At 74.7% G+C, this 16,077-nt stretch carries 9 protein-coding genes and 1 pseudogene; all 10 read left to right on the top strand.

Annotated elements, in window-relative coordinates:
- Window positions 1–3: 3 nt before the first annotated feature.
- Entirely contained in the window at window positions 4–3,048 is a 3,045-nt protein-coding gene (locus Air01nite_RS04850; RefSeq protein ID WP_203700573.1) for an ABC transporter permease, read from the top strand.
- On the top strand, window positions 3,045–3,944 hold the full coding sequence (locus Air01nite_RS04845; protein WP_203700572.1) for an ATP-binding cassette domain-containing protein: 900 nt from the start codon (window positions 3,045–3,047) through the stop codon (window positions 3,942–3,944). Before Air01nite_RS04850 ends, Air01nite_RS04845 begins: the two co-directional genes overlap by 4 nt.
- On the top strand, window positions 3,919–4,593 hold the full coding sequence (locus tag Air01nite_RS04840; RefSeq protein ID WP_203700571.1) for an ABC transporter ATP-binding protein: 675 nt from the start codon (window positions 3,919–3,921) through the stop codon (window positions 4,591–4,593). Before Air01nite_RS04845 ends, Air01nite_RS04840 begins: the two co-directional genes overlap by 26 nt.
- A 33-nt stretch (window positions 4,594–4,626) precedes the next feature.
- The gene (locus Air01nite_RS04835) at window positions 4,627–5,169 is read left to right on the top strand and encodes an Asp23/Gls24 family envelope stress response protein (RefSeq protein WP_203700570.1); all 543 of its coding nucleotides are present in this window, start codon (window positions 4,627–4,629) and stop codon (window positions 5,167–5,169) included.
- 33 nt (window positions 5,170–5,202) lie between these two features.
- Entirely contained in the window at window positions 5,203–6,876 is a 1,674-nt protein-coding gene (gene icmA / locus Air01nite_RS04830) for a coenzyme B12-dependent isobutyryl-CoA mutase large subunit (RefSeq protein WP_203700569.1), read from the top strand.
- A gap of 51 nt (window positions 6,877–6,927) precedes the next feature.
- Window positions 6,928–7,794, top strand: a complete 867-nt coding sequence (locus Air01nite_RS04825) for an ABC transporter ATP-binding protein (RefSeq protein WP_203700568.1) — start codon at window positions 6,928–6,930, stop codon at window positions 7,792–7,794.
- Entirely contained in the window at window positions 7,795–10,887 is a 3,093-nt protein-coding gene (locus Air01nite_RS04820; RefSeq protein WP_203700567.1) for an FtsX-like permease family protein, read from the top strand.
- A complete protein-coding gene (locus tag Air01nite_RS04815) occupies window positions 10,884–13,892 on the top strand; it encodes an FtsX-like permease family protein (RefSeq protein WP_203700566.1) in 3,009 nt (1,002 codons plus the stop codon). Before Air01nite_RS04820 ends, Air01nite_RS04815 begins: the two co-directional genes overlap by 4 nt.
- Before the next feature lie 6 nt (window positions 13,893–13,898).
- Window positions 13,899–14,843 (top strand): tetratricopeptide repeat protein, encoded by a 945-nt coding sequence (locus tag Air01nite_RS04810; protein ID WP_203700565.1) that lies wholly within the window; start codon window positions 13,899–13,901, stop codon window positions 14,841–14,843.
- A 13-nt stretch (window positions 14,844–14,856) separates the two neighbouring features.
- Window positions 14,857–15,757: pseudogene (locus Air01nite_RS04805) on the top strand (arginase family protein); the annotation flags it as partial.
- Window positions 15,758–16,077 lie beyond the last annotated feature (320 nt).

Genomic DNA, 16,077 nt, shown 5'->3' with positions numbered 1-16,077 from the left:
CCAGTGTCGGGTTTGGTCGTGACGCTGCGCGGCATCCGATCACGCTTCGGCCGGTCGATCCTCGTCGTCCTGCTGTCGACGGTCGCGATCGCGGCCGCGGTGCTCGTGCCGCTCTTTTCGCGCGCTGCCGCGCAGTCGGTGCTGACGGACACGGTGGCGGACCCGCCGCCGATCGTGGCCGGGTTGACGGCGCGCAGCACCGCCCTGGAGGCGATGTCCGCGCGGGTCGACGAACAGCTGCGGGCCTCGCCGGCGGTGGCCGCCGTGCTCGGCGCGCCCCAGGAGACCATCGCCCTCGGTGTCGACCCCGTCAGCAAGGCGAAGAGCCGGGGCCGGCTGGTCTTCCGCCCGGGTGCCTGCGAACACATCACGATCGTCGCGGGGCGCTGCCCGGGCGACCGCGAGCTGATGGTCAGCGACCGCACGGCCGAGCGGGCCGAGATCCAGATGGGCGATGTGCTGCAACTGGCGGCCACCGGCGGCAGCACGCGCAGCACGGTCGGCGAGCCGCCGCCGAAGAACCCCAGCTACCCGGTGGTCGGCGTCTACCGGATCGGCGACCCCACCGACCCGTACTGGGAGACCACCGGCTTCTTCGGTGGCTCGGCGCTCAACGAGCTCGACGACGGCACCAAGATCGTCGACGAGCTGTTCACCGGCAGTGAGAGCACCGTGTCGAGCGTCCCGCTCGGTCGCCCGGTGGCCGCGGTCGACTACCCGCTCGCGGCGGAGAAGGTCCGCCTGAACGACGTGCCGGAGCTGGTCCGCGAGCTGGAGGCGATGAGCGCGGGCAACTCGACCGAGGGGGTGGCCCTGCGGATCGGCCTGCTGGACAGCCTGCGCCTCGCCGACCGGCAGCGATCGGCGATCAACGCCTCGGTGCCGACGGTGGCCCTGCCGCTGGTCGTGCTCTGTTGGTTCGTGCTGTTCATGGTGGTCGCCGCGGTCACCGACGACCGGCGGGCCGAGATCGCGGTCGGCAAGCTGCGGGGGCTCAGCGTCGGCGGCATCACCCGGTTCGCGATCGGCGAGCCGTTGCTGCTGATCGCCCTGGCGGCGCCGCTGGGCCTGTTGCTCGGTTTCGGGCTGACCGTCGTGGCCGCGGAGGCGTTCCTCGCGCCCGCGGTCGACGTCCAGTTCGGTTGGCCCGCGCTGGCGGTCGGCCTGGGCGCCCTGCTCGGCGCCGCGGCGGCGGCCGTGCTCGGCGCCCGCGAGACCGTCCGCGCCAGCATCAGCGCCCTGCTGCGCCGGGTGCCGCACCGGGCCCGGCGGCGGGCGGTCGTGTTCGAGGGCATCGTCGCCGCGCTCGCCCTGGCCGCCCTCTATCAGCTTCTCGTCGGCACCGAGGGGCAGAGCGCGACGCTCGGTTACGCCGCGCCGGCGCTGATCGCGCTGCTCGCCGGGCTGCTCACGGCCCGGCTGCTCGGCCTGGTCGCACGGCGGCGGCTGCCGCGGGCGACCCGGCAGGGTCGGCTGCCCGCGCTGCTGGCCGCGGCCCAGGTCGGCCGCCGGCCCGAAAGCGCCCGGCTGGTGGCCGTGCTGACCGTCGCCCTCGCACTGCTGACGTTCGCGGCGACGATCTGGGACGTCTCGTCGGCCAACCGGCTGCGCACCGCGAACGCCGACATCGGCGCCGACCGGGTCTACGTCGTCACCGCCAACGACCCGGCCGTCGTGCGGGAGGCGGTCGACCGGATCGACCCGACCGGCCAGAACGCGATGGCGGTGGTGCGGATCAAACAGAGCTACGCGGGCGACTACGTCGACCTGATCGGCGTGGACACCGACCGGATGCTCGCGGTCAGCCGCTGGCCCGACAAGACCTCCGCGCAGGTCGCCGCGGTGGCCGCGAGCCTCGACGACGCCAGCGGGCCCACCGTCGAGCTGAAAACGGGTCGGGTGGCGGTGCGGGCGAACGTCCGCGCGCTCCAGCAGCAGCGCCCGATGAGCCTCGGGATGGTGGTCGGCGAGCCCGGCGCCGCACCGCGCTCGATCCCGCTGGGCCGGCTCGAGACGGGAACCGCGACGTACGCGGGCGACCTGACCTGTGCCGCCGGCTGCCGGCTGCTCGGTCTGCAGGTCCGCCGCTATCCCGGTGACAACGCGCCCGGCTCGGCGACGGTCACCATCGAGAGCCTCGAGCTGGACGGCACCCCGCTGGACGCGGGACTCAGCGCCTCCGGTGCCTGGCGCCCGACCGACCCGCTGCCGGCCGGGCAGACCCTCGCCGTCAACAGCGACGACGCCGGGCTCACCCTCGACGTGACCAGCGAGACCAGCGCGGACATCGTCGCGCAGTACGGCGACGTCGAGAAGGACGCCCCCGTCGTGCTGGCCGGGCCGGCGCCGGCCGACGATCCCGACGCGGACACCTTCTCGTTCCCGGTGCTCGGCCGTGCGCCCGACCCGGTCAAGGTGGCCGAGCGGGTCGCGCTGGTGCCCCGGGGTGGTGGGCACGCGCTGCTCTTCGACGCTCCCGCGCTGGAGGAGCGGGCCGAGCGCTCCGCCGGGCTCAACCTCGACCAGTTCAGCTACGAGGTGTGGGCGACCGACGCGGCCCCGGCCGACCTCGGTGCCAGGCTGGCCGCGGAGGGCATCCCGGTGGTGAGCACCGAGCTCTGGTCGCACCGGATGACCCAGCTCGGCCGGGCCGCCCCGGCGCTGGCCCTGCGGCTCTACCTGTTCGCCGGGCTGGTCGCGCTGCTGCTCGCGCTCGGCGCGCTGGTGCTCGACGCGGGCGTCACCGCGCCCTGGCGCCGCGAGCAGGTGCGCGGCCTGCGGCTGACCGGAGTGCCGGTGCGCACGCTGCGCGGCATGGCCAACCGGGAGAACCTGATGGTGCTGGGCTATCCGGTGGTCGCGGGGATCATCGCGGGCGTCGGCGGCGCCGCGCTGGTGCTGCCCGCGATCGCCCTGGTCTCGATCGACGGGGGCAACCAGGCCTACCGGCTGGGCGGCTGGTGGCTGCCCGGTTCCCTGGCCTTCCTTCTGGTCGCTCTGGTGGTCGCGAACCTGGTGTTGCGCCGGGTGCGGGGAGGTGCGCGATGAGCCTTCGGGTGGACACGTTGGACGCCGAGACGGGGTTCGTGCCGTTCGGTGTGACCTGTCGGGGCGTGGTCTACATCTACCGGCTCGAGGGCTACGACGTGGTGGCGCTGGCCGGCGTCGACCTGGACATCGCTCCCGGCGAGTCCGTGGCGCTGGTCGGACCGTCCGGCGCCGGCAAGTCCACGCTGCTGTCGCTGATGTCCGGCGTGCTGCGGCCGTCGGCCGGCCGGCTGCAGGTGGGCGAGCTCGACCTGGTGCGGGCCGGCGCCGCGGAGGTGCAGCGGCTGCGCGCGGTCGACGTCGGCGTCTCCCTGCAGGGCAGTGCGCGCAACCTGTTGCCCTACCTGACCTGCGAGCAGAACGTGCGGTTCGCCCAGCGGGCCGCGCGCAGCCTCGGCCGGCGCCCGCCGGACCCGGCGGTGATCCTCGACGACGTGGGCCTGCTCGGCCGCCGCCGCAGCGTGCCGCGTGAGCTGGCGCCCGGCGAGCGGCAGCGGCTGGCCTTCGCCGTGGCCCTGGCCGCCCGACCCGGCCTGCTGCTGCTCGACGAGCCGACCAACCAGCTCGACGAGCATTCCCGCGACGAGGTGCTGGAGGTGCTGCACACGCTGCACGCGGCCGGCACCACGATCGTCGTGGTCACCCACGACATGGAGGTGGGCGCGGCGCTCGGCCGCACGGTGACGATCCGCGACGGCCGGGTCGGCGCCGAGGGCCGGCGCGGAGAGGACTACTCCGTGGTGGGGCGCGACGGTAGCGTGCACCTTCCGGCGGAGCTGCTCGACCGGCTGCCGCCGGGCACGCTTGTCAAGATCGCGCCTGACGCCGACGGCACAATCCGGCTCGTTCCGGCGCTCGAAGGGGGAACCGATGAGCAGGACCATCGTCGTCGATGAGGTGACCGTCGCGTACGGGGCGGGCGAGCCGGTGCTGACCGGCGTCTCCGCGATCGCGACGCCCGGTCAGGTGCTGGCCGTGACCGGCCCGTCCGGCGCCGGCAAGACGACGCTGCTGTGGACCATGGCCGGCCTGCTGCGCCCGTCGGCGGGCAGCGTGACCGTCGACGGCGAGCAGATCCGCGACCGCGACTTCGCCGTGGCGCAGCAGATCGTGCTCGTGCCGCAGGACAACGGCCTGGCCGCGATCCTCACCGCCGCCGAGAACGTGCAGGTCGCGCTCATCGCCGGTGGGGTCACCCCGCCGGAGGCGCGGCGGCGCACCGCCGAGGCGCTGGAGCGGCTGGGCCTGGCCGGCCAGGCCGACCAGCTCGTCGAGGAGCTCTCCGGCGGCCAGCAGCAGCGCACCGCGATCGCCCGCGGGCTGGCGCTGCACGGCGACGTGGTGCTGGCCGACGAGGTGACCAGCGAGCTCGACGCGGCCAACCGGCAGAAGGTCATCGACCTGCTCCGCGAGGAGGCGTACCGGGGTGCGGCGGTCGTGTTCGCGACCCACGACCCGGAGGCCGCCGCGGCCTGTGACGCCGAACTGCACCTCGTCGACGGCCGGGCCGAAGTTGTCCGCGGGCCGTCACCTATCAGTCACTGACATAGGTGGCCCGGCGGGTTTACTGTGCCGGCCATGACTGACACCACCACCCCGGCCGCCGCCGACGAGGCCGCCCAGATCCAGGTTCCCGCCCAGCGCCCCGAGAGCGACGGCGCCGGCGACAAGATCGGTGAGGTGGTCGAGCGCGCCACCGCCGTGTCGGGTCGGGTCGCCTCGGCGGTCGTCGAGCGGCTCCGCAACGAGGGCTCGCTGACCTCCGAGCGCGGCTCGACGACGATCGGCGACGAGGTGGTCGAGAAGATCGCCGGGATCGCGGCCCGTGGCGTGCCGGGCGTGCACGATCTCGGCGGCGACGTCGCCCGGGTCTTCGCCGGGCTGAAGGAGCGGGTCGGGCTCGGCGACGCCGACGACGACGCCGACCGAGGGGTCACGGTCCGCCTGGAGGGCGACAAGGCCACGGTCGACATCACCCTGGTGATCGAGTACGGGCAGGTCGTACGCACCGTGACCGACGCCGTGCGCACCGAGGTGATCTCCGCGGTCGAGAAGATGCTCAGCCTCCAGGTCACCGAGGTGAATATCAGGGTCGACGACGTACACGTGGAAGAGGCTTAGCGATCGTTCAGGCGGACCCTCTAGACTGAGCGGATGGACGCCGAGGAGATCGCCGCCGGGAGAGCGCGCTGGCAGGCGCGCTATGACGCCGCACGCAAGCGCGACGCCGACTTCACCACGCTCTCCGGCATGCCGGTCGAGCCCGTCTACGGCCCGCCGCCCGGCAGCGACGTGCCGGGCTTCGAGCGGGTCGGCTGGCCCGGCGAGTTCCCGTTCACCCGCGGCCTCTACCCGACCGGCTACCGGGGCCGCACCTGGACCATCCGCCAGTTCGCCGGCTTCGGCAACGCCCGGCAGACCAACGAGCGCTACAAGCTGATCCTCGGCGCCGGCGGCGGCGGGCTGTCGGTGGCGTTCGACATGCCCACCCTGATGGGTCGCGACTCCGACGAGGAGCAGTCGCTCGGCGAGGTCGGGCACTGCGGCGTCGCGATCGACTCGGCCGCCGACATGGACGTGCTCTTCGACGGCATCGACCTGGGCGCGGTCACCACCTCGATGACGATCTCGGGGCCCGCGGTGCCGGTCTTCTGCATGTATCTCGTGGCCGCCGAGCGCCAGGGCGCGCAGCTGTCCACGTTGGACGGCACGCTGCAGACCGACATCTTCAAGGAATACATCGCGCAGAAGGAGTGGCTCTTCGAGCCGCAGCCGCACCTGCGCCTGATCGGCGACCTGATGGAGTTCTGCGCCCGCGAGATCCCGCGCTACAAGCCGCTGTCGGTCTCCGGCTACCACATCCGCGAGGCCGGCTCGACCGCCGCGCAGGAGCTGGCCTACACCCTGGCCGACGGGTTCGGCTACGTCGAGCTCGGGCTCTCCCGCGGGCTCGACGTCAACACGTTCGCGCCGGGCCTGTCGTTCTTCTTCGACTCGCACGTCGACTTCTTCGAGGAGATCGCCAAGTTCCGGGCCGCCCGGCGCATCTGGGCGCGCTGGCTGCGCGACGTCTACGGCGCGACCGACGAGCGGGCGCTCTGGCTGCGCTTCCACACCCAGACCGCGGGCGTCTCGCTGACGGCGCAGCAGCCGGTCAACAACGTCGTGCGCACCGCGGTCGAGGCCCTCGCCGCCGTCCTCGGCGGCACCAACTCGCTCCACACCAACGCGCTCGACGAGACGCTGGCGCTGCCGACCGACGAGTCGGCCGAGATCGCCCTGCGCACGCAGCAGGTGCTGATGGAGGAGACCGGCGTGACCAACGTGGCCGACCCGCTGGGCGGCTCGTGGTACGTCGAGGCGCTCACCGACGCGATCGAGGCCGAGGCCGAGCAGATCTTCGAGCGGATCCGCGAGCTCGGCTCCGACGGCACGATCACCGCGGGCATTCTGCGCGGCATCGAGGACGGCTGGTTCACCGCGGCGATCGCCGACTCGGCCTTCACCTACCAGCGCGCGCTGGAAAAGGGCGAGAAGAGGATCGTCGGCGTCAACGTGCACACCGGCACGGTGGCCAAGGAGCTGGAGATCCTGCGCATCTCGCACGAGGTCGAGATCGAGCAGAAGGCCCTGCTCGGCCGCCGCCGCGCCGCCCGCGACCAGGCGGTCGTCGACGCTGCCCTCAAGCGCATGGTCGAAGTGGCCCGCACCAGCGAGAACATGATCCCGTCGATGCTTGACGCGGTGCGCGCCGAGGCGACCCTGGGCGAGATCTGCGGCGTGCTCAAGGACGAGTGGGGTGTTTACCGGGAGCCTGCCCGGTTCTAACCCTGTGATCACGGGGCTGCGCTATCGCCGTCCAGGTGATAGGCAGTACCCGTGTCGGGTCTCGCAGTCGCTTGCCGCCGGGTGGTGCACATCTATCGCGCCGAGGCGGGGGACGTCGTCGCCCTCTCGGGCGTCGACCTGTCGATCGGGCCGGGCGAGATGCTCGCGCTCGTCGGCCCGTCCGGCTCCGGCAAGTCCACGTTGGTCGCGCTGCTCGCAGGGTTGATGCGCCCGTCCGCGGGCCGGGTCAACGTCGGCACCTACGACCTCGGCAAGCTCAGCGACGCCGAGATCTCCCGGCTGCGCGGCACCCAGATCGGCGTGGTGCTCCAGGGCGCGGCCCGCAACCTGCTGCCCTACGCGTCGCTGGAGCGCAACGTCTGGCTCGCCCAGCGCCGCGCCGCCCGCACCGAGGGCATCGAGCTCGAAGACCCGGAGCGCATCCTCGACCTGGTCGGCCTGCGCGGCAAAGGCGCGGCCCGGCTGACCGACCTGGCACCGGGTGCCCGCCAGCGGGCGGCGCTCGCGGTCGGCATCGCCGCCTCGCCCGGCCTGCTGCTCGTCGACGAGCCGACCAGCCAGCTCGACTCGCACGGCCGCGACGAGGTGCTCGACGCGCTGGAAACGGTCAACGCCGAGCGCGGCACCACCGTGGTCGTGGTGACCCACGACGCCGAGGTCGGTGCGCGGCTCGGCCGCGCCGTCACCATCCGCGACGGCCGGGTCGGCGCCGAAGGGCGCGGCGGCCAGGACTTCGCGGTCGTCGCCGGCGACGGCACCGTCCAGCTACCACCCGACGTACTCGGCCATTTCCCACCCGGCACCCTGTTCACCGTCGACCAGGCTGACGGCACCGTGACGCTCGTTCCGGGCGGTGCCGCGCAGATACCGGAAACCCACACCGGCGACGCCGCCTAAATGGCTGGTGTCGTTCGGGGTGCGCTGCGGTCCCGGCGCGCACAGGCGGCCACGGTCCTCGTGCTCACCGGCCTCGCGGTCGCCGTCGCCGCCGCGGCGCCCTGGTACGCGCGTGCCGCCGAGCGCTCGGTCGCCGTGGCCGACGTCGACGGCGCCCGGTCCAGCGAGCTGGTCGTGCGGGTCGCCGGCCGGGTCGAGGGCTCGATCGCGCCCGGCGGCAGCGTCCGCCCGGGTGACGAGGTCGTGTCCGAGGTCGGCGAGCAGGCCGGCGACGTGGTCGACGTGCCTGGGGCCGGCACCACGGTGTCACTGCGCGAGTCCGGCACGATCGCGTCCGAGCTGGCCCGGATCAACCTGCGGCTGGTCTACCGCGACGAGATGTGCGAGCACCTCGACGTCGAGGGCAAGTGCCCGCAGGCCGCCGGTGAGGTGCTGCTCAGCCGGCGCACCGCGCAGACGCTGCAGGTCGGTGCCGGCGACAAGGTCGAGTTCGTTCTCGCGTCGCAACCGCCGATCGAGTTCACCGTCGCCGGGACCTACCAGATCGGCGACCCGCTCGGCGCCTACTGGGCGCTGACGGACTTCGGCGGCTCGGCGGCCCTCGACCCGGGCGCGGACGGCCCCGGCGACCCGGCGTTCGTCGCCTCCGACACGGTCGCCGCGCTGCCGGTCAAGGAGATCCTCGCCGACTACCACCTGCGGGTGCCGGAGCGGCTGTTCCTCGACGACCTGGCGGGGCTGCGCGCCGACCTCTCCGCCGTGTCCCGCAACAGCGGAGCCTGGCGGGTCACCACCGACGCGGTCACTCTGGCGAACCGGATCGACCAGGAACGCGACCTGGTCACGCTCGGTGTCGGCGTCGCCGCCGTACAACTGCTGGTGCTCTGCTGGTTCGGTCTGTTCTTCGCGGTCCGGCACACCGCCGAGCAGCGCCGTCCCGACATCGGTCTGCTCAAGCTGCGCGGCGCGGCGCGCTGGCGGCTCTGGTACCTAGCGATCGCGCAGAGCGCGGTGCCGATGGTCGGCGGTGCCGTGTTGGGCGTGGTCGTGGGCCTCGGCGGTGCGCGGCTGGTGGCGGGCCAGGTGCCCGAGCCGGGTTCCGCCGCGCTGTTCTCCGGCATCGCGGCGCTGGCCGCGCTGGCCGGCGCGTTGCTCGCCGCGGTGGCCGCCGACGCGGGCGGCATGCGGGCGCCGGTCACCGACCTGCTCCGGCACGTGCCGTCGCGGCGGCGCGGCTGGCGGGCCGAGGTGGTCGACCTGATCATCGTGCTGGTGGCCGCCGCCGGCCTCTACCAGAGCTACGCGACCGCCTCCGAGGACGACACCAGCGGGCTCGCGCTGCTCGCACCCGCGCTGATCGCGGTGCTCGTCGCGCTGGCCGCCGCCCGCCTGCTCACGCCGCTGGCCGGCCGGGTCGGTCGCCGCGCACTGCGGTCCGGCCGGGTGCCGGCCGCGCTCGGCGCCACCCAGCTCGCCCGTCGGCCGGGCACCCACCGGGTGTTCGCGCTGCTGGTGATCGCGGTCGCGCTGCTCGGCACGGCGGTCGGCGGCTGGGCAGCGGCGAGCGACGGCCGGACCGAGCGGGCCCGGCACGAGCTGGGCGCCGACCGGGTGCTCACCGTGCAAGCCCGCAGCCGGGCGCAGCTCGTCGCGGCGGTGCGCGCCGCGGACCCGGGCGGCACGCAGGCGATGGCGGTGGTGCGCAGCAACGACGGGCCGGCGACGGTGCTGCTCGCCGTCGACTCCGCACGCTTCGCGGCGGTCGCCGACTGGCAGCCGGTGTACGGCGACGTGCCGCCGGCCGCGCTGCTCCGTCCGCCCGCACCGGAGCCACTGTCCGCGGCGGACGGTGAGCTGACGCTGGACGTGGCCGCCAAGATGATGCCGGCGCCGTTGGCACCGCTGACCCCCGGCGGCGCGGCCGGCGGCGCGGCCGCCCCGGCTCCGGCCGAGCCGATCTTCGTGCTCGTGCACCTGGCGACCGAGGCCGGCGACCAGGTCAGCCTGCGGTTCGGTCCGCTGGGTGACGCACGTGCCACCTATCGCGCACCGTTGAGCGGCTGCGGCGCCGGCTGCCGGCTGCTCGGGATCGAGCCGGTGACCCGCAACTTCACCGGCCGCTCGGTCGCTCCCGAACCGGGCGCGACCGTCACCGTCTTCGGGCTCAGCGGCGCCGCCGGCCCGGTCGCGCCGCCCGCCGTGCTCGGCGACGTCAGCCGGTGGCGGGCCGGGGTCGGGCGGGCCACGGTCGGTCCCAACCTCACCGCCGCCGACGGCGCGCTGACCATCACCGCGGTCCGCGCGGCCCGCGAGGACGACCGGAGCACCCGGGTGTACGTCGTCGACGCGCCCGCCCCGCTGCCGGTGGTCAGCACGGGCAACACGTCACCGCCGGCCGAGGGCGACCCGCGGCTGGCCGTGTTCGGCGGTGAGGACGTGCCGGTGCGGACGGTCGGCGCGGTCCGCACGCTGCCCACGGTGCACAGGTTCGGCTATCTGATGGACCTCGAGTACGCGGACCGGATCGCCGAGAACCCCGGCACGGTCGACGTCCCGCAGGTGTGGCTGGCGCCGGGCGCCCCGGCCGGCATCGTCGACAAGCTGCGCGCGGGCGGGCTGACCGTCATCTCCGACGAGACCGCCGCGAGCGTGACGGACCGGCTCGGCCGCGAGGCACCGCCGTCCGCCCTGCGCTTCCAGCTCGTCGCGGCGCTCGCCGGGCTCCTGCTCACCGCCGGCGCGTTCATCGTCGTGGCCGCCGTCGAACGGCCCGAGCGCGCCGCCGAGCTGGCCGCCCTGCGGGCGCAGGGCCTGCCGCCGCGGGTGGTCCGCCGGGTCGCCTGGGGCGGCTACGCCGGCCTCGCGGTCGCCGCCGTGCTGCTCGGGCTCGGTGCGAGCGCGCTCGCCCAGGCCGTGACCCGCCGGCCGATTCCGCTGTTCGTCGACGGCTGGGACGTGCTGCCGGTCGCCGTCGGCCCGCAACCGCTCCCGCTGGGCCTGGCCCTGCTCGTCGGGCTGCTGGTCGTGGGCGCCGCCGGCGCGGTCGCGGCCGTCCTGCTGGTGCGGGCCGTCCGGCGCGAGGAGTCCGCGTGATCGCTCTGGTGCGCCTGATGCTGACCGCCCGCCGCGTGCAGGCGGCGCTGATCGTGCTGCTCAGCGCGCTGGCGACCGCGGCGGCGGTGGCCGGCCCGGTCTACACGGACGCGGTCGACCGGGCCGCGGCGGTCGCCGAGGTGGCCAACACCCCGCCGGCCGAGCGCACCGTCGCGGTCCAGGCGCCGATCGACAGCACGCAGCGGGACCGGTTCGACTCGCTCGCCAACGACCTGGCCGACCTGCCCCGGTTCACCACCGTGGTGAGCGCGGTGCTGCCGGTGCTGGGCCTCGAGTCCGGCAAGGGCGAGATCTCCTGGTTCACCTATCGCGACGGGGTCTGCGAGCACATCGAGATCGTCAGCGGCCGGTGCCTGATGGCGGCCGGCGAGGTGGTGGTCGGCGAGTCCACCGCGCGCCGGCTCGGCGTGACGCCCGGCCGGTCGGTGTCGCTGGCCTGGGCCCGCTACGACGAGATCAGCCGGGCCTGGGTGGTCGCCGGGCGGCCGGCGCCGACCACGATCGTCGGCGTCTACCGGCCGCGCGACCGGGCGGAGCCGTACTGGGGGCGCAGCGGTTACTTCGCGCCCACGGCACCCGACACCACCGCGGAGCCCGTCTTCACGGGTCGCCCGTCGGTCGACGCGCTGGAGCACGAGTCCGACAACCGCAGCATCGAGGCGATACCCAGGCCCGGTGCGTTCGACGCCGACCAGTTGCCGACGCTGGCCACCGCGCTCGACGAGCTGAGCGAGACCCTGGGCAGCGACGACGAGACCGCCCGGTTCGCGGCGCTCACCGACGAGCTGCCCAAGCTCTTCGAGCGCGTACGCGCGTCGGACGCCCTGACCCGCGAGCTCGTGCCGCTCGCCGGCCTGCCCCTGATCGGGCTGTGCTGGCTGGTCATCTTCGTCGCGGTGGCCGGTGCCACCGCCGCCCGCCGGCACGAGCAGGCGCTGATCGCCCTGCGCGGCGCACCCCGGGTCGGCCGGTTCTGGCTGGCCGCGGGGGAGAGCGTCATCGCGATCGCGATCGGCGCGCCGATCGGCTACCTGGCGGGCACCCTCGCCACCCGGGCGGTGGCCGACGCGCGGTTCGGCCCGATCCCGGTCCTCGACCTGTCGCCGGCGCCGGGTGCGCTGGTCGCCGCCCTGGTCGCGGTCGCCGGCGCCGTGCTGGTCGGTCTGCTAGCGCTGCGCCGGGACCTGGCGAGCCCGGTGGTCGACCTGCTGCGCCGGGTCCCGCCGCGCGGCGCCGCCTGGCGCACCGCCGCGATCGACGCGGGCGCGGTCGTGCTCGCGATCGTCGCCGCCGTGCAGCTCCGTGCGTTCGACGGCCAGTTGCTCGGCCTCGGGCTGCTGGTGCCCGGGCTGATCGGGCTCGCGGTCGCGGTGCTGGCCGGGCGCCTGCTGGTGCCGCTGGCCGGCCGGATCGGTCGCCGGGCCGTCCGTCGTGGCCGGCTGGGCCTCGCCCTCGGCGCCCTCCAGGTCGCCCGCCGGCCGGGCAGCCAGCGGCTGTTCGTGCTGCTCGCGGTCGCGGTCGCGGTGCTCGGCTTCGCCACCACCGCGGTCGACGTGGCCGACCGGGCGCGGGCCGACCGGGCCGCCGTCGAGACCGGCGCCGAACGGACGATCCAGGTCGCACCCGTCGACTCCGGCGCGCTGCGGTCGGCGGTGCGGGCGGTCGACCCCGACGGCCGGTTCGCGATGGCGGTCGGCCTTCGGCAGGTGGTCGACGGGCCACAGGTGCTCTTCGCCGACACCGCCGCGCTGCCCGGCGTCGCCGTCTGGCGCCCCGAGTACGGCGGATCGCCGGCCGAGATCGCCGCCGCCCTGCGCCCGCCGGGCGACGAGCCGATCGTGGTCAAGGGCGTCGAGCTGGCGCTCACCGTCGACTACGCGCCACCGACCGCGTCCGGCACCGAACTGCGGCTCACCGCGCTGCTGCGCCCGCTGGCCGGAGGTGCACCGGTGCGGGCACCCAGCGACCTGGTCACGCCTGGCCGCCACACCTGGACGATGGCCAGCCAGGCCTGCGTCGACGGCTGCCGGTTGGCGGGCATCGAGGCGGTCTACGCCGCGTCCGGCGGTGACGTCGCCGAGCTGACGATCCGCTCGCTGGCGGTGCGCACCGACCTGGCCGCGCCGTTCACCGACGTGGTGCCGGCATTCACCACCGAGCAGTGGCGGGGCCGGGACGACGTGAAGCTGACGGCGGAGGACGGCGGCGTGCACGTGGTCGTGCCGGGTGCGGTCATCCAGCCTCGGCCGACGGTGGTCATGCCGGCCGGCACACCGAGCGACGTGCCCGTGCTCAGCGGCGGGCCACCACCGAAGTCGGGCGAGGCCGAGGGTCTCGACAGCAACGTGGTCGCGATCCGGCCGGTCGCGCAAGGCCGCGCGCTGCCGCGGATCGGCACGGGACTGCTGATGGATCTGGGGTACGCCGAGCGCGTCGCCACGGGCACCACGGACCTCACGACGGCCGAGGTCTGGCTCGGACCGGCCGCACCGGCCGATGTCGAGCAGCGGCTGGCCGCCCAGGGACTGGTGGTCGTCGGGCACGACTCGGTCGCCGCGGCGGCGGACCGGCTCGACGCGCGCGGGCCGGCGCTGGCCGTCTGGTTCCACCTGTTGGCGGGCGGGGTCGCGGTGCTGCTCGCCGCGTGCGGCATGTGGCTGATGGCTGCCGTCGACCGCCGGCGCACCCTCGACGACCTGGTCGCCCTGCGGCGGCAGGGACTCGCGGCGCGTACCGGTGGAAGCTGGGTGCTCTGGACCTATCTGCCGGTCGCCGTCGCGGCCGTGGTCACCGGTTTGGTGGCGGCCGTCATCGCCTGGGCGGTGGTCGGCCAGTATGTCCCCTATTTCGTTGATGACGACTTCGCGCTGGCGGCTCCGACCTGGCCGCGGCCCGTCGCGATCGTCCTTCCGGCGGTCGTGGCGGCCCTGCTGTTCACCACCGTGGCGGTCGGTCTGCGTCGCGCGCTGCGCGTGCGAGACTAGGTAACCATGAGCGAACCACGGACCTCTCCGTCGATCTTCACCCGCGGCGCGGTCGACCTCGGCGCGCTGCGCCCATCGGCATCCCCGTCGCCCGCCGCCGGTGCCGGCGCGGGCGCGCAGGCCCCGCCGCCGGCTGCTGGTGGCGTCCCGGGCGGCGTTCCCGGCAACGTGCCCGGCGGTGGCGTCGCGATCATCGACGTCACCGAGGCGACGTTCCAGACCGAGGTGCTCGAACGCTCGCTGACCACCCCCGTGGTGATCGACTTCTGGGCCGAGTGGTGCGAGCCGTGCAAGCAGCTCTCGCCAATCCTGGAGAAGCTGGCCGTCGAGGGCGCCGGCGCGTGGGTGCTCGCCAAGGTTGACGTTGACGCCAACCAGCGGCTCGCCCAGATGTTCCGTGTGCAGGGCATCCCGATGGTGTTCGCGGTGGTCGGCGGCCAGCCGGTCGACGCGTTCTCCGGCGTCGTGCCCGAGTCGCAGCTCCGCCAGTGGATCGGCGCGGTGCTCAAGGCCGGCGGTGTCGAGGTGGAGACGCCGGCCGACCCGCGCCTCGAGTCGGCCGACGACGCGCTGATGGTGGGTGACCTGGAGGCGGCCGAGGCCGCGTACAAGAAAATTCTGTTCGAATCGCCGGCCGACCAGGCCGCCGAGGCCGGGCTCGCTCAGGTCGGCCTCTACCGCCGGGTCCAGGGCGTCGACGCGGCCAAGGTGCTGACCGACGCGTCCGCCGCGCCGGCCGACATCCCGGCGCAACTGCTGGCGGCGGACGTGGAGGTCCTGGGCGGCGAGGCCGAACGGGCTTACAAACGGCTGGTCGACCTGGTCAGGCGCAGCGTGGGCGACGACAAGGAGACGGTCCGCAGACACCTGGTGGCGCTGTTCACGATCGCCGGTCCCGACGACCCGGCGGTCTCGGCGGCCCGCCGGGCCCTGGCCAGCGCGCTGTACTGAGTCGGTGAGCGCCGTGCGCCGGATAGCGCTCCTGGACGCGCCGTCGAACCTGGGCCTGCGACCGCCCACCCCGACGTCGACGCCCGGCTGCGCCAAGGCGCCCGGCGCGCTCCGCGACCACGGTTTGCTCGGCCGTCTGGTGGCCCGCGACGCGGGCTGCCTGACGGCACCGCGGTATGACGTCGGTGACTGGCGCCCGGGTGACGGGGTGGCGCACGCGCACGCGATCGCGGCCTATTCGGTGGCCCTGGCCGGCCGCATCGGCGCGATCATCGACGCCGACGAGTTCCCGGTGGTGGTCGGTGGCGACTGTTCGATCCTGCTGGGCTCGGCGTTGGCCATGCACCGCCTGGGCGAGGCGGTCGGCGGCCGGATCGGCCTGGTCTATGTGGACGGTCATTCGGACTTCCGGCACCCGGGCAACGCGTCCTATGTGGGCGCCGCGGCGGGCGAGGGCCTGGCGCTGGCGACGGGCCGGGGCCAGGCGGACCTGGCCGCGATCGAGGGCCGAAGACCGTACTTCCGCGACGTCGACGTGGTGGTGCTCGGCATCCGCGCGCAGGACGAGTACCGGTTGGACCTGCAGGCCGCGGGAATCCTGACCCGCCCGGTGCCCGCCCTGCGCGCGGAAGGAGCGGCCCGCACGGCCCAGTGGGCGCGGGACCAGCTCGCGGACTGCGCGGGTTACTGGGTGCACATCGACGTGGACGTGCTCGACCCCGCGGTGATGCCGGCGGTCGACGCGCCCGATCCGGGCGGGATCGCGTTCGCGGAGCTGGAGCTGCTGATCGCGGGCCTGGTCGACACGCCGCACTGCCTCGGCATCGAGCTGACGGTCTTCGACCCGGACTACGACCCGGACGGCGCGTACGCGGCCGACATCACGAGCGCGGTGGTGGCCGGGCTGGCGCCCATCCGGGCCGCGGCATCGGCGCGCAGCGCGTCACCGCTGGCCTTCACCCAGCGCCGCCGCCCGGCCCCGGACGCGGACCGCTTCCGCCCACCCGTTTCGGTGGTCCCGGAGCCGGCGCCCGAAGTCGCGGTCGAGCCGGCACCGCCGCCGGTCGTCCCGCCGCCGGTCGAGCCCGCGGCACCATCGCCGGCCGCGATCGACCCGGCCGCTGCCGGGTCGACGCCGGCGGCCGAGGACGACGCCGCCCCCGTGCGAAGGCCCGCGATCGGCCGCCAGCGCCGCTCGGCCTTCGACGTGATCGCCGGCGACGCGGACGCGGTC

This window comes from Asanoa iriomotensis, assembly GCF_016862515.1.
Lineage (GTDB): Bacteria > Actinomycetota > Actinomycetes > Mycobacteriales > Micromonosporaceae > Asanoa > Asanoa iriomotensis.
The sequence above is the reverse complement of the archived record's forward strand: the minus strand, read 5'-3'. Positions and strand labels throughout refer to the sequence as shown.

Bases quoted from the DNA above. Each gene is read 5' to 3' on its own strand.
- Air01nite_RS04845 (WP_203700572.1), top strand. From the start codon at position 3,045: ATGAGCCTTCGGGTGGACACGTTGGACGCCGAGACGGGGTTCGTGCCG.
- Air01nite_RS04840 (WP_203700571.1), top strand. From the start codon at position 3,919: ATGAGCAGGACCATCGTCGTCGATGAGGTGACCGTCGCGTACGGGGCG.
- Air01nite_RS04835 (WP_203700570.1), top strand. From the start codon at position 4,627: ATGACTGACACCACCACCCCGGCCGCCGCCGACGAGGCCGCCCAGATC.
- icmA (WP_203700569.1), top strand. From the start codon at position 5,203: ATGGACGCCGAGGAGATCGCCGCCGGGAGAGCGCGCTGGCAGGCGCGC.
- Air01nite_RS04820 (WP_203700567.1), top strand. From the start codon at position 7,795: ATGGCTGGTGTCGTTCGGGGTGCGCTGCGGTCCCGGCGCGCACAGGCG.
- Air01nite_RS04810 (WP_203700565.1), top strand. From the start codon at position 13,899: ATGAGCGAACCACGGACCTCTCCGTCGATCTTCACCCGCGGCGCGGTC.